We start from the raw sequence: 14,162 nt of genomic DNA on the forward strand, positions 1-14,162 counted from the left end.
GATGTGATACATATTACAGATGTTAATAAATTATCAGAATGTAAAATTATCCTTGTTGTTAGCATGAGTGGTCTAACTTTATCATGGTGGCTGTTTTTCATGGATTTAATAAATATTATAGGGTATTAAGTGAAGTTCATCTATAAAGAGTAGATTCTCTTAAACGGCCTCACTTATACTATGGCTACATAAACTAAAAAATCCGCCGAGGACTCCTCCCGAAAAAACGGGAAGAATCCTCGGCGGATTTCTTTTATCGTGTTGGCTCTTTTTTGGCTGTGTCTTTTTCCTCTGCAAAAAACATCTCTACATTTTTCTGAGCTTTCATCAACTCCTGCATCTCATCTCGTGCCTTGCGGTAGTCTGGGTATGCTTCTTTCTTCTTTTTCAGAAGTTCAGCGTATTCGATGCTCAAGTCCTTAGCCTTTGGCAGCTTTTTCAATCCAGCTTCATCAAAAGCAGCTTTTGCAGCCTTATGCAGCGTGATTTCTTCCCGGTGGGCTTCCAGAAATCTCTTACTGTACCCGGCTTTGCGGTAGGCATCATAAACCGGACGTGTCCGGGCGTAATTGACGATGTGCGTCCGCAGCACGGCAATCTCGGCCATGCGCGCTTCTGCAGCTTTAATGGAATCGCCCAACTCGTGATAGCGAGCAGTTGCTGCATCCACACGTTCCTGCATTTCTTTAATGCTGCCGATTTTATGCTCCTGTAAGAAAATCAGCGTCTTGGACATTTCTTTCAGATTATATCGCTTTGCCCAGCGAGCATACCCCATGCTCTTTCCCTCGGCCAGCTTTGCCTGAATGTCCACCAGCATCTGAAACTTTTGTTCCGGTACGATGCGCTTCTGCTTCTGCCGGGGATGGTGTTCGGTTTCCCCAGAGATAACAGCTTTCAGTTCTTCTTCACTATATCCTGCGCCCAAAGTGCGGAACCGGATGAATCGCTTCTGCCGTGCGCCTTTGACGGAGGTGTATTTCCCACGCTTGACCTCATAACCCTGCTGCTCCAGCTTTTGCAGAAAATCTTCGTAGTCTTTGGTTTTTTTCGCCAGAATGTTGTCGATCACGCCGCATAGACAGTCACGATTGCTTTCTTTGGGCGGGTAGAGTGTGCGCTTCTGCCGCTCCCGATAGGGTTTTATCTCAATGACGGAAAGCTGATGTTCCAGACAAATCAAATCGCTCAACCGCTGTACGGCCAGCCCGGACAATAAAAAATCCCGGAATTTCCGGGTGCTGTCCAGCGCAGTGGAGTTATAAATAATGTGGTTGTGGATGTGCTCCCGGTCCGTGTGGGTGGCAACGATAAACGCATACTTGCCTTTGGTGAAACGCATTGCCAGTTCGTAGCCCACCTTGTTGGCTTCTTCGGCGGTGATCTCGCCGGGTTTGAACGACTGCCGGATCTGATAGGCAATCACGTCACTTTTTTGTCTGCGCCCAGTGACAAGTTCATACTGCCGTTTGGACAGCATAAATTCTTCATCCACCGTCAAAGGACTGCATTCGTAGCTGCTAATCAGTTCGCCATGCTCAGTCTTGTCGGGATTCTGTACATAGTCTGTACGGCTTTTCAGACAGGCCGCAACCGACTTGCCTTTGTTTTTGTGCAGCGCGATCAGCCGTGTCGCGGCCATCCTAAATCACCCCCATAAAAGAAAAAGCCGCCCGAAGGCGGCAAAAGGTTGAAAATACTCCTTACAGTTCGGCCAACCACTCACTGAACCGCCCGATGCCCTCGGTGATGGCAGTTGCACCGAAAAAGAGGATGAAGCAGATGAACTCGGCCACCAGCAGGATAAGAAATTGATCCCAAGTCTGGCGATAGGCAGTGTAGATGCCGCAACCAAAGATGTAGAGCATCAGCGGAGCAACTACATAGCTGGACAGGGTTAGCAGCCACCTTGCCATCAGAGCTAGAAAGGCCACAAAGAGAGAAATCGGGAAAAGAACAATTTTCTTCAGCATAGACATCATATCAAGCACTTCCTTTCTGTTCGCCCTTATTATAAAGGTATCGACTACTACGTTGCAAGGATGTCAAGCATTATATGTACACCCGCAGTCCTCCAACTGCGGGAATTTTTATAGCTCTGCCAGTTTGGAAAGAATTTGCTTGCCAATCTCAATCAGCTCATCCAGCCGTTGCCGCAGGTCCTCCATGTCGGCGGCATAGACCCGACCATTTTCATTGGCGGCTTTGGCGTACTGGTTCAGATTGTTGCTGCACATCTGCAAGAGATATGCCATCCGCCGCAGTTGCGGCAGGTCAAGGGTCAAGCAGTAGCCATCCAGAGCCATTTTTCGGATATAGGCACTCAGACTGCGGATGCCCATGCCCAACATCTTCTCATAAATGCGGTTCTTTTCTGTTTTGCTTAAGCGCAGGATGATGGTTTCATCCCGCTTTTCTTTCATCGTGCATCACCATCCTTGTCGTAATAACTGCGGAAAGGCTTCACAGGCTCCAGCTTATCGGATTTTTCTTCCAGTGCCGCCAGCACCGAGGGGCGGCGAGGTGCGTCCTCCTGTTCTTCCTCATCCTGTTCCGGGTCGTGGCTCTTTTCGTCCACATCCAACTGGGTGTTCAGTTCCGCAAGCCGTGCGGACTTTTCTGTCAGTTCTTCCTCCTGCGGGAAGGGCTTTTCCACCTCAATCTGCGCCGCCGCCTGCTGCTGATGCAGGGTGTCCAGTTCGTTTTCTGCGGCGGTGATGCGCTCCGGGAAGTTGTTCAGCGAATTATCCAGACGGATAATGTTGCCCAGCGGGTCGGTGCCCAGTGCTACCGGGTACCTCCGCTGACCCTTCAGAATCGCCTGATATTCGCTGCGGAAGGTATCGAACCGCAGAGACAACTCAAAGCCCCGGTAGCTGCCGATCACTTTTTCTTCGGCGTTGGGCAGTTCGGAGCAGGCAAGCACCAGACGCTCACCGGCGGTCTTTTTCTCATCGTAGGTCACGCCCTTGATGGTCATGCTGCAGAAACCCTCTTGCACCTGCGGGTGGGTGGCAGCAAGCTGTGCGTCCGCTTTCACCCCAGCAATATAGGCGTTCGTTTCCTGAATGTCAGCCGGGAATTTGGTCAGTAGCTTGTCTTGCAGGCGGAATTTCTGACTCTGGTGGTCGGCTTTCAGCACCTTCAGCTTGGCGACCTGAACGTCCAAGTCCATCTTTTCCTTGATGAGCGGATTTCCGGCGCACAGTGCCTTGATCTCCGCATAGGAAAGTGCCTGTTCGTCTACATCCTCGCAGGAGCGCACCGGGGATTTGCTGGTCATAATCTGCGAGATAAATCGCTGCTTATTCTCAAGGGTCTGCCATAAATAGGCATCAAATGTCCCTTCCGTGACGTAATTGAATACCTTGACTTCCTTATTCATGTTGCCCTGTCGGATGATTCGCCCGTTACGTTGGGTCATGTCGCTGGGCCTCCAACCAACATCCAAGTGATGCACTGCCACAAGCCGGGACTGGACGTTGGTGCCTGCCCCCATTTTCGCCGTACTTCCGAGTAGAATCCGCACATCGCCGGAGCGCACTTTGGAGAACAATGCCGCCTTTTTCGCCTCGGTGTCGGCATTGTGGATGAACTCGATTTCGTTTTCTGGAACCCCAGCGGCAACCAGCTTTTTGCGAATATCATCGTAGACGTTGAAATTGCCATCGTTTTTCGGGGTCGAGAGGTCGCAGAACAAAAGCTGCGTCAGCTTCTGGTCTTTGCCATCTTTCCAGATTTTCAGCACGTTCTGAACGCATACGTTCAGCTTGCTGTTGGGGTCGTCCGGCAGCATGGGGTTCATCAGGCGCACATCCAAGCCGATCTTTCTGCCGTCGTTTGTGACGCAGAGCATATTGTCCACGGAGGCATCTACTGCACCGGAGTGGATTTCTGCCGCACGCTTGCTCAGTTCCTGCACCATTTCCTTCTGAATTTCCGAGGGCTTTGCCACCACGGTTTCAAACTTCGCTTCGGGCACAGGCAGATGGAGCTGGTCGGATGTTTTAATATCCGCAACCTCCTTGAACATGGACATCAGTTCCGGGAGGTTGAAGAACTTGGCAAATCTCGTCCTCGCCCGATACCCAGTACCTTCGGGGGCAAGTTCGATGGCAGTGGTGGTCTCGCCAAAGGTGGATGCCCAGCAGTCAAAGTGGGTCAGTTTTTTCTGTTGCAGGGTGCTGTACTGGAGGTAGCGCATGACCGTGTACAGCTCTGTCATGGAGTTGCTCACCGGGGTGCCGGTGGCAAATACCACGCCACGCCCGCCGGTGATCTCATCCAGATAGCGGCACTTGCCGAACATATCGCTGGATTTCTGGGCTTCGCTGGTGGATAATCCTGCGACATTACGCATTTTTGTCGTGAGGAACAAATTTTTGAACGCATGTGACTCGTCCACAAACAGGCGGTCAACGCCCAACTGCTCGAAGGTAACTACATCATCCTTTCGCTCATCGGAGCGCAGTTTTTCCAGCTTGGTTTCCAGCGTTTTCCGGGTCTTTTCCATCTGCTTGATGGAGAAATTCTCGCCTGCGTGGACTTTCAGCTCATTGATGGCGGCAAGCGTTTCATAAATTTGCTCCTGAATAATGCGCTCCTGCCGCTCAAAAGACAGCGGGATGCGCTCAAACTGCGAATGCCCGATGATAACAGCATCGTAGTCGCCGGTGGCGATGCGGGCGCAGAATTTTTTGCGGTTGGCGGTCTCAAAGTCCTTGCGCCGTGCCACCAAAAGTTTGGCATTGGGGTAGAGGTTCAGGAACTCCGAAGCCCACTGCTCCGTCAAATGGTTGGGCACTACGAACAAGGATTTCTGGCACAGCCCCAGCCGTTTTGCTTCCATAGCGGATGCCGCCATTTCGTAGGTTTTGCCCGCGCCAACTTCGTGTGCAAGCAGCGTATTACCGCCATAAAGCACATGAGCGATGGCGTTGCGCTGGTGCTCCCGGAGGGTGATCTCCGGGTTCATGCCCACGAATTTAATGTGGCTTCCGTCATACTCACGGGGGCGGGTAGAGTTGAACAGCTCGTTGTACTGCTTCACCAGCGCAATGCGCCGCTGGGGGTCCTGCCAGACCCAGTTGGCAAAAGCGTCCTTGATGACCTGCTGTTTCTGCTGTGCCAGCATAGTCTCCCGCTTGTTCAGCACACGCTTGGGCTTGCCCTCGGCATCCTCAATGGTGTCGTAGATGCGGACATCCTTCAGGTTCAGGGTCTCCTCCAGAATCTTGTAGGCGTTGGCACGGGATGTGCCGTAGGTCTCGGAGGAGATAATGTCGCCCCGCCCCGTAGCCGTTTTGCCCTCCACACGCCATTCGGCGGTATACGGAGAATATCTCACCTTGACCGCGTGGCGCAGATAGTAGGGGATCTGGAAGGTCTCGGTCATAAACTTTTGGATAATATCCGGGTCGAGCCACGTTGCACCCAAGCGCACATCAATTTCGGAGGCTTCCAGTTCTCTGGGCTGCGCCTTGGTCAGTGCCTCCACATTGACGGCAAATTCCGGGTTGGTCTCTGCCGCAAACTGTGCCATCCGCAGCTTTGCCCGGACATTGCCGGACAGATATTCGTCTGCCATCTGCCAGCCCGCTTCTAGGTCGGTGGGGTCGGCGGCAGGGTCTTTGAAGATCACGCCGGAAAGTTCGGTGGTAATGCGCCCATAGTCACCGGGCGTGCCCAACAGCTCCGCCATATAGGGCAGGTCCACTTTGCCATGTTCCCCGATGGACACCGCCAGCGCTTCGCTGGGGGTATCCACACTGGTGACGGTACGCTCCGGGCGGATGGTGCGCTTGGTGAACATCGCCGCTTTGGATTTAAGCTGCCCTTGCTCGTCCAGATTTTCCAGCGAACACAGCAGATAATAGGAGGAATCCTGCTCAAACAGCCGCCCGTTTTTGCGGTCGTTCAGCAGACCGTGCTTTGCGGTAAAGGCATCGTAGGCGGCGTTCAAACGCTCCTGCACTGCCTTGATGTCGGCATCGGGGTAATCCTCCAACTGTTGCTGAATCAGCTCGTTGACGATCTGCCGCAGCTCCACCATGCCGGTGACACGCCCCTTGGCGGTGTCGGACAGTTCAACCTGCGTCATCACGGAATTTTCCCGGTAGAAAACCTCGCCGTCCACCACGGTGTAGGAGAAATTCTTCACCTCCGGGTCGGCAGGCAGGGTGCGCCGGGTGGCTTCTTCCTCGGCAATGTCGGGAGCGTCCACCTCGGCGGCAGTATACTGCCCTTCAATATGCTGTACCGCCTCGGCAAGCTGGTCGCCAAGGTTTGCGCCCTCGATGGGCACAACGGTCAATTCCTCTCGTCCGTACTGGGTGCTTTCGGTGGTGAGCTGCCCCAGAACCATCTCCGGGTGGTCTGCGAAATACTGGTTGATGGCAAAGCCGTCCTCAGTCTTGCCAAGCTGTACCCAGTCCGGCTCATGGTCGATGGGGCGGTTACGCTTCTGCAAAAAGATAATATCACTGACAACATCTGTGCCAGCGTTGGCACGGAACGCATTATTCGGCAGACGGATCGCCCCCAGCAGATCGGCACGCTCTGCCATGTGTTTGCGGGCAGTGCTGTCCTTGCTGTCCATGGTGTAGCGGCTGGTGACGAACGCCACCACGCCGCCCGGCCGCACTTGGTCGATGGCTTTGGCGAAAAAGTAGTTGTGAATGCTGAATCCCAGTTTGTTGTATGCCTTGTCGTTGACCTTGTACTGACCAAAGGGAACATTGCCCACCGCCAGATCGTAGAAATCACGGCGGTCGGTGTTTTCAAAGCCCGCCACCGTAATGTCTGCCTGCGGATACAGCTTTTTCGCAATGCGCCCGGTGATGCTGTCCAGTTCTACGCCGTACAGACGACTGTCTGCCATGGTGTCCGGCAACATTCCGAAGAAGTTGCCCACACCCATGGACGGCTCCAGAATGTTGCCAGACTGAAACCCCATTTTCTCGACTGCATCATAAATAGAGCGAATTACCACCGGAGAGGTGTAGTGAGCATTCAGAGTGCTGGAACGGGCGGCGGCATACTCGTCCTCGGAAAGCAGCCCTTTCAGTTCGGCGTATTCCTTTGCCCAATTATCTTTGCCGGGGTCAAAAGCGTCTGCCAGACCGCCCCAGCCCACATACTGCGAAAGCACCTGCTGCTCCTCGGCGGTGGTACCCCGGTGCTCCTCTTCCAGCTTGAACAGGGTGCGGATGGCTTCAACGTTCCGCGCGTACTTCTGCTTAGAACCTCCGATACCCAAATCATCATCCGTGATGTGGAAGTTCCCGGCAGGTACAGCATTCAGGGCTTCGTCCAAGGCAGCGGCATCCGGGAAGGTCTGCACCTTTCCGTCCATCACGGTAGAGATGGGCAGTGCGTCCAGTTCCTCATCCGATAGTTCCGGCTCAACCTGCCGCAGACCGCCCTCAAATTGTTGTTTATTGATAACTTCGTTATCCCACGACTGCCCGTGCGCACTGGTGTCGATGCGCACATCGGTTTCGCCCACATAGCCGATTTTGCCCTCGATGGTTCGTGTGAGAAGGTCTACCACAACATCGTCCCCGACCTTATAATCAACGGCCTTTTCGGGAGCAGCGTCAAGGGCCTCGTCCTGCTGTTCGTACAATTCCCGGACAACAGATAGCGGTTCTTCCCGAAAAATTGGCATCCGCAGGTCGGCCAGTGCCATATCCTGCAAGGAAACCTTGCCCTTATCAAAATCCACTCCGTCAATCCGAAATTTCCGGCCATCCATATTGATGATGGAGCCGATGGGCAGATAGTCCTCTTTGTGCAGATGTTTAGTCTGGTGATGAGTCCCATCTTCGTTCAATCCGGCAAGGTAAACATCATTGCCCGCAGACCACAATTCTTTTGACTTTCTTGCCCATAAGCTAGGTGGAAAGCCTGTGACCTGAACTTCGCCCAGTGCTGTTTCTCTCGTAAACAAAGCACTGTTGAGAACTTTTGCAACCTTGGCAGCATCTTCTCCATAGAACATAAAATTGCCGCCAGCTTCAAATCCAACCAGCGTATCCGGGTGCTGCGCCTTTAATGCAGTGTATTCGGCTGCACTGGCGGCGTTCAGTTCAAGGGGAAAGTCGATGGCTCTTCTTTCTTTGTCCGACAGGTAGCGGTCAGACTGAATCATCAGGTCAATATATTTTTCGACCCGATCCCAGCGGAGAAGCACTTTCTGATGGTCGGGATAATGCTCAAACGTCAGACCCTTGCTGTCATGGTCAAGCCAACCACTGCTTCCGTCCAGATAAGTGTGTGAAGAACCGCCGGGGCCATACGGTGCATATTCGTTGGCAAGAGCTTTTGCCCGGAGTTTTCGGTCAGGCTGCAACTGATAAATTTTCCATATCCGAAGTTTGCTGCCTTCAACATTGGAACCTCTCCGCAGCGCATTTTCAATCTCTGCCTGCGACAAAACAAAAGCGGGGGGCGATTTTTCGCTCTCCGCTTGGTCGATGGATTCAATTTGTTTGGCTTCGGTGGGAATGTGGGCATCGAAGAAACTTAACTGTAAATCAGTTCGTTCAGCACCAGTTCCTCGGCCTGTGCTTTCAGACTGTTCATGTGCTGCACCCACCCCATCTGATGCTGCTCCTTGTCCGGGGCCGGGGTCTGTTTCAGCAACTGCTCCATGGTCTGCTGCATCCGGCTTTCTGCCGTCTGCTCCACCTCCATCAGGTGCGGGTACAGGCTCCCGTTCAGGAGCATCGTGTTGTACAGCACCGGGCGATGGTTCATCAGGTACGTCCGGCGCAGCCTGCCGTACTTGCCCAGCGGCTTCCGGGGCTGGTTCAGAATCAGGTTCGGGAGCTGGTAGTCCCCGATGGTCGAGTAGGTCACGTTCCTGCTGTTCGTATTCATATTGGCTCCTTTCTGCATTGCGGCGGCGAATGGTTGTTTTTACGGTGCGCTCGATGTTCCGCAGCACCTCCCGGCTCATGTCGCTGACGGCTGCGCCGAGGGCAAAGACGGCATCCGGGGTGGAGAAGTTGTAGATCGCCTGAAAATCGTCCTTGTCGAACCACCCGGCAGGCTCAAAGCCGCAGCGTTCCAGCAGCGTGTAGGTGACGCTGATGGCGGCAGCGGACTTGAATTGCATCTCCACCCCGGCTTCATCATAATCCATCAAGAGCGACCCGTCAACGATGGCACGGATATCGCCACCGTTGTTGTCCCAGTAATCTGCCACCAGTTTCCCGGCAACATCCGCAAGCTGCTGGCTGACACGCTCTCCGCTGATGCCGTAGGTCTTGCTCAACATCTCCGAAACCGGCTGCACCAAATCAGGGCCGAGCTGCCACACCTCCGGGTCACGGGAATTGCGGCGCACCCCGGTGTCGCTTACGTCAAAGACGTAATGCAGCCGGGGGAATCCGCTGGATTCGTCCAGCAGGGCGATGCCTTTGGCACCACGGCGCACATAGCGGTTCATTCGATTGTTCCAGATGTCAAAGTCGGCGCAGGCGGTGGCATCCGGGCGCTGGGCGTAGATCATCAACTGGTCCGCAAAGGGGTACTTGTACAGTCGAGATGCGGTGGTCAGGTAGTCCGTCCAGCTTTCCCAGTACCGGGTCAAGCCGTTCGCCGTGCGCTGGGCAAGGGCGAGATATTCTTCGGTTTTGCTTGGCATAGCGTTCCTCCCTTCGTTTTTTGAGCATAAAAAGAGCGGGCAACCGTTTTGTGGTCGCCCGCTGGAAAGTGTATCGAGATAAGATTATTTGCTATTGTCCTTTATGTACTTCATAACGCAGCACCCCATCACGATGACAGGAAGCACTGTTCGTAAACCGAGGTCGCCGACCCGCACATTTGCATCAATCACAAGTCCTGCAAACCATGCCGCTAAAGTGAAAACAGTTGCCCATCCGTAATTCATAGAACTGTACTCCTTCCTATGTGAATATTCAAAACTCTCTTCTCAGCTTCAGCTTTCATAGCTGCCCGCAAGGAACTTACATTTATTCGACTCGAATGTTTACCGGATTCAGTGTAAGGTTGCCTCCGCCCGCCACCTTATACCATTTGCCTCTTTCGAGTTTGATTCTTTCCGTTACGCCCTGTGTAATATATCCGATTCTGTATTTTTCTCCAGTCTCTACATCGGTAAAGACCACATCAGTATCACAATCGCCGCTTACTTTTACAGTTCCCCAAAGTGGCTGTATTTGTTCTGTCTTTATAGTGCTTTCATCGTTTGAAAGGGTGAAAGTATGGCTTCTCTGAATATTGATATAAATCGCCACCAGAAAAACCGCTGCCAGACATAAGGCAAACCTTCTTGTTTTCATCGAAACACCTCCTGTAAATTCGGTTTTATCGAGTCATATCACATAAGCGGACTCTTCAAACTTACAGCTCAGTTTCCACTGCAAGCTGCTCCTGCTTCTCTTTTTCGTCAGCGATTTGGACGTCAATATCTTCGCGCATCTTTTTCAGAAGTGCGAGGACTCGCTTGATTTGACCTTTGGTATTCTCCACTCTGCTCTGTGCCTGATTGATGTGATCCAGAACTGCCCAGTCTGCAAAGAGGCCGTCAAAGAAGAAATCCGCAAATTTCAAAAAGCTGTCCACCGTAACCTGAAGGTCTGCGGTGATCTCAACATCAGAAAGTTCAGTTTTGAACCGCCGCAGTTCCACTTGAAGCTGTTCGATTTGTTCCTGCGCATCGTCCAGTTCCGCATACTTGGCGAGATCCACCCCTAGACCACCGCCCATTACGTCCCATGTACTCCAGCCCTCGGCATTGTCGAGGGTTTCCAGAACTTCATTGACCGTGTGCAAGGCAGTCTTTCCGGCGTTGATTGCTTCCAGCAGCTCCCGCTTTTGGACTTTCAGTGCGGCAATGCGGCTTTCGCTTTCCGCAATCTGCTGTGCGGCAGGGTGGGCAGAGACTTTGATGCTTTTGATTTTTTCGGAAAGAGCAGCTTGATACTGCCTTTCGCAATCGGACAGCCGTGCCAGTCTATTTTGAATCTGCTCCAAGTCGGCATCAACGGAAGAAAGATCATGGAGAGCCGCATCGTACTTGACACGGGCTGCATAGGCTTCCTTCCGTTCCTTGTCCAGCTTCTCATCCATTTTTCCGATGACCTGATAGAAAAATGCGGCAAGGCTGTGTCCCTCCAGACGGTCCACATCAGCCTGCTCTGCCAGCTTGGATTTTTCCAGCTTTTTCAGGCGGTCAGCAAGCGTATCTCTCTGGGCGGTCAGTTCTTTCTGTTTTGCTTCGCAGCTTTTCTTTTCAGCGACCTGCTGCCAAAGCTCTTTCAACGTAGAATCACTCATATGGAATGTCCTTTCCCGGCATTACGTTTCTTCGTTCAGAAGCTGGTTCAAAAAATGCTGCCGATTATTTACAAATGTTTTGGTGATAACGTAGCTGTCCGCATCTTCATACTGACAAGGATGAATCGTGCCATTGTCGAAGCTGAAAATTTCAGCATCAGGCATTCCAAGGAGAATGGGTGAATGTGATACGATACTATATAATGTAGGAGAACGCTTAGCTCCGCTCAAACCCAAGATAGCGGGTGCCCTGAAAACTCAGCTTTCCAATGTCGCCCTCCACAAGCATTCCGTAGTCCGAACCACTTACGGTAAGCTCCATGCGGTCGCCGCTCTCTACCTGAAAGGTCACATAATAGGTCGTGAACGTATGCGCCATCGCATCGTCTGTATGGTGGCGAGAAACTTCCGTTCGCTTTGCCACAACCATTGCCGGAACAGTCAGCCGCGGCGAATGGTTGTTTTTATTCCATGTGCTGATATTTCCGATGATGGTGTATAGGATCATACCCAAAACCACAAGGAACAGGATGGGAAACAGAATGCTGAACAGCATATCAAATCCAGCGTAAAACATTTTATTCCTCCAAGAGCTCTTCCAGCAGGTCTTTTACATCGTCCAGAAAGGATTCTTCTCCGAGGGTGTTCACCTTGAAGAACACCGCCTGACTGCCGCCTGCGGTGATGGCAGACAGGCGGATCGGACTGTCTCCATTCTGGAACAGGGTCAGCGTCAGGCTCAGGCGGTTGCCGCCTATCATGCTGTACCTCTCAAACACACGGACACTGCACCGGGCGTCGCCTTCTTTGAAGTCACTGCCTGCTTCCAGATCGGCCGACCAGCTGCTGTCCGGGATCTCCTGTTCCAGCTTCCGAAGCAGCTTGTCAAAGTTTTTGTTTCGGATGGTCTTTTCAAAGATTGCCATAATGGTTCCTCCGTTCTGACAATTAAAATTCAGCCCCTTATTTTTGATACGAGCAGAGCCACAGGAAAATTGCGGAGAAATCGTTTGAAGAGAGGAATTTTGTCTAATTTGATTATAGCATATCTTTTGGAAGAACAAAATACTTTATGTACGCCGCCCGTAGGCGGCAATAATCAGTCCGGGGGAAATTCCAATTCGGCAAACTCTGCATCGGTCAGCAGTTTCAACTTTTCGATAACACCCTCTGACAACTCCCGCAGGGCAGTCTCATCGGGCATCAGGTAGCACTGCATGAGCCGCAGTTCGTGGATAAGCCCCAGCCGGGTGCCGGTGTTGTAGAGCATCATCAGCATCAGTTCTTCATGGTCAAAGTTCATGGCCATCCCTCGCTTTCCGGCATCCAGTTGGATTGCACTCCGGGGCATCGCACTTTTCCCTGAGATTCATCAGAACCGAAGCACGTTCCGGCTTTTTATCCAGAAACCCCTGTAAATCTTTGAAGCCGATGCTGTCCACATAATGCACAGACACCTCGCCATTGCGTTTAAGTGCAATCACATCGCTGACGGACAGGCTGTGTCCCTCAAAATCCTGCGGACGGGAGAGGTTGAACATCTGAAACAGTTCTTCCAAAACCTCGTTGTTCGGCACATCCTGCCACATGGCGGGCAGATCAGCATAGTAGGTGACCTCGTAATGCTCCGGGTTTGGCGTTTTGCCTCGACGATTCAACTCCCGCATAGAAGCAAATCTTTCATCGAAGATTTTTTTGTCATGCCGCAGCTGCATCACCATATAAACATCGCACCCTGCGTTCAGAAACTTCTGCGGGATGTCCGTCATGGGTTCACCGTCAAAATTCTGGTTCCATTTTTGCTGCATCGTCCACCTCACAGTTCTGGCGCAGAACGTGCAGAGGATTTTGGCGCAGACGCATCACTTGCCAGTTCTGCCAGCTTTTCCAGTGTGGAAGGGCGATGGTCTGCACTCAGTTCCTCGGCTTCCGCAACTTTATCCATGACTGCATCGTAGTCCTGCAGTAGCCGCCGGCCCTTTTCCATGTGGTGTGCTTCCAGAATCTGCTCACGGGCTTCCTGAATGGTCAGTTCCGGGGCACCTAGCTGCCCGCCGTCCATCACAGAATAATCGCTGTGGTAGAGGGTGTAGTCCCATCCATCCTCACAGGACTGGATGACAAGGTAGCCTTTGCCGCCCAGTTCCCATGCAGCCTGCTCGTCTTGTGTCTGAATTTCTGGGTAGAAGTCGGCATGGTTCCGTTCCATGATCTCGGCAAACTGGCAGATGTGGAACACATTGCCCAGACCGCCCATGTCAAAGTGATAATCATCCAGATGTTCCACCCGTGCCGTAAAACTGCGCCCATCCGGGTAATCCACCTGAATCACGCCGCCATCTGGAATGCGATAGAGGTCATCATAGTGGCTGTTGATGAGGCGAATATCCTTCGGCAGCGTTTCCGGCTCCCAGATGCGCCGTCTGCCGATACCCGCCTGCTGGATGTTTTCGAGGATCTTTACGCTTTCCTGTTGGATGGCCTTACGGTCATCGTCCGAAAGTTCAAACAGATACCAGTTCCGGGCGGCAGGGATGGCGTTCCGTCCATCTGGCGGCAGATTCTTTTCCGAAATCTGCCCGCTTTCCAGCGGCTCGCCAGTTACCTTGTTATAGGTGGCAAAGCCGACCCCTGCACCATTTTCCCGGAGGTGCAGATAGCGTTCATCGTTGATAAGATAGACTGCTTCTTTTATCTGCTCCATCAGCACCCACCTTCAAATTCCAGAGAAAACTTGCTGCGGCCATCAGCTTCACAGGACAGCAGCACGGTGGCATTGTAGGTCTTGCCCTTGGCGCTCTTGCAGTCCTTCAGCCGGACCCGACCATCCCGCAGCAGCTTGTCTGCCACATGGG

Annotated in this window: 14 protein-coding genes; 1 reads left to right on the forward strand and 13 read right to left on the reverse strand. The window is 52.6% G+C overall.

Annotation, left to right across the window (positions count from 1 at the left end):
• Window positions 1–253: 253 nt before the first annotated feature.
• The 5 genes from J3350_RS09645 to J3350_RS13995 all read right to left on the reverse strand — a co-directional run bounded on the left by J3350_RS09645 (window position 254) and on the right by J3350_RS13995 (window position 8,883).
• Entirely contained in the window at window positions 254–1,642 is a 1,389-nt protein-coding gene (locus J3350_RS09645; RefSeq protein ID WP_207686463.1) for a relaxase/mobilization nuclease domain-containing protein, read from the reverse strand.
• Window positions 1,643–1,703: 61 nt separating this feature from the next.
• Window positions 1,704–1,982, reverse strand: a complete 279-nt coding sequence (locus J3350_RS09650; RefSeq protein WP_128117862.1) for a hypothetical protein — start codon at window positions 1,980–1,982, stop codon at window positions 1,704–1,706.
• A gap of 108 nt (window positions 1,983–2,090) precedes the next feature.
• Window positions 2,091–2,423 (reverse strand): plasmid mobilization relaxosome protein MobC, encoded by a 333-nt coding sequence (gene mobC, locus J3350_RS09655; RefSeq protein WP_207686464.1) that lies wholly within the window; start codon window positions 2,421–2,423, stop codon window positions 2,091–2,093.
• Window positions 2,420–8,152, reverse strand: a complete 5,733-nt coding sequence (locus tag J3350_RS09660; RefSeq protein ID WP_242700239.1) for an SNF2-related protein — start codon at window positions 8,150–8,152, stop codon at window positions 2,420–2,422. Before J3350_RS09660 ends, mobC begins: the two co-directional genes overlap by 4 nt.
• 374 nt (window positions 8,153–8,526) lie before the next feature.
• The gene (locus tag J3350_RS13995) at window positions 8,527–8,883 is read right to left on the reverse strand and encodes a TnpV protein (protein ID WP_242700231.1); all 357 of its coding nucleotides are present in this window, start codon (window positions 8,881–8,883) and stop codon (window positions 8,527–8,529) included.
• A gap of 1 nt (window position 8,884) precedes the next feature.
• Here J3350_RS13995 and J3350_RS14000 point away from each other — a divergent pair, with 1 nt between their 5' ends.
• A complete protein-coding gene (locus J3350_RS14000; protein WP_242700232.1) occupies window positions 8,885–9,676 on the forward strand; it encodes a hypothetical protein in 792 nt (263 codons plus the stop codon).
• 60 nt (window positions 9,677–9,736) lie between these two features.
• Here J3350_RS14000 and J3350_RS09665 read toward each other — a convergent pair whose 3' ends face one another.
• The 8 genes from J3350_RS09665 to J3350_RS09700 form a co-directional block, all read right to left on the reverse strand.
• Window positions 9,737–9,898, reverse strand: coding sequence for a hypothetical protein (locus tag J3350_RS09665; protein WP_197037328.1), 162 nt, complete (start codon window positions 9,896–9,898; stop codon window positions 9,737–9,739).
• A gap of 82 nt (window positions 9,899–9,980) precedes the next feature.
• Window positions 9,981–10,310, reverse strand: coding sequence for a hypothetical protein (locus J3350_RS09670; RefSeq protein ID WP_005943424.1), 330 nt, complete (start codon window positions 10,308–10,310; stop codon window positions 9,981–9,983).
• Between the two features lie 61 nt (window positions 10,311–10,371).
• A complete protein-coding gene (locus J3350_RS09675; protein ID WP_207686466.1) occupies window positions 10,372–11,307 on the reverse strand; it encodes a hypothetical protein in 936 nt (311 codons plus the stop codon).
• Between the two features lie 217 nt (window positions 11,308–11,524).
• Complete coding sequence (locus J3350_RS09680) at window positions 11,525–11,884, reverse strand: DUF2500 domain-containing protein (protein WP_207686467.1); 360 nt, start codon at window positions 11,882–11,884, stop codon at window positions 11,525–11,527.
• 1 nt (window position 11,885) lies between these two features.
• The gene (locus tag J3350_RS09685; protein ID WP_207686468.1) at window positions 11,886–12,233 is read right to left on the reverse strand and encodes a DUF6054 family protein; all 348 of its coding nucleotides are present in this window, start codon (window positions 12,231–12,233) and stop codon (window positions 11,886–11,888) included.
• Window positions 12,234–12,406: 173 nt separating this feature from the next.
• Entirely contained in the window at window positions 12,407–12,610 is a 204-nt protein-coding gene (locus J3350_RS09690; RefSeq protein ID WP_015537699.1) for a transposon-transfer assisting family protein, read from the reverse strand.
• Entirely contained in the window at window positions 12,600–13,115 is a 516-nt protein-coding gene (locus tag J3350_RS09695; protein ID WP_207686469.1) for a YodL domain-containing protein, read from the reverse strand. Before J3350_RS09695 ends, J3350_RS09690 begins: the two co-directional genes overlap by 11 nt.
• A gap of 8 nt (window positions 13,116–13,123) precedes the next feature.
• Window positions 13,124–14,011, reverse strand: a complete 888-nt coding sequence (locus J3350_RS09700) for an LPD16 domain-containing protein (RefSeq protein ID WP_207686470.1) — start codon at window positions 14,009–14,011, stop codon at window positions 13,124–13,126.
• Between the last annotated feature and the right edge of the window lie 151 nt (window positions 14,012–14,162).

This window comes from Faecalibacterium sp. Marseille-Q3530, assembly GCF_017377625.1.
Taxonomy (GTDB): domain Bacteria; phylum Bacillota; class Clostridia; order Oscillospirales; family Ruminococcaceae; genus Faecalibacterium; species Faecalibacterium prausnitzii_E.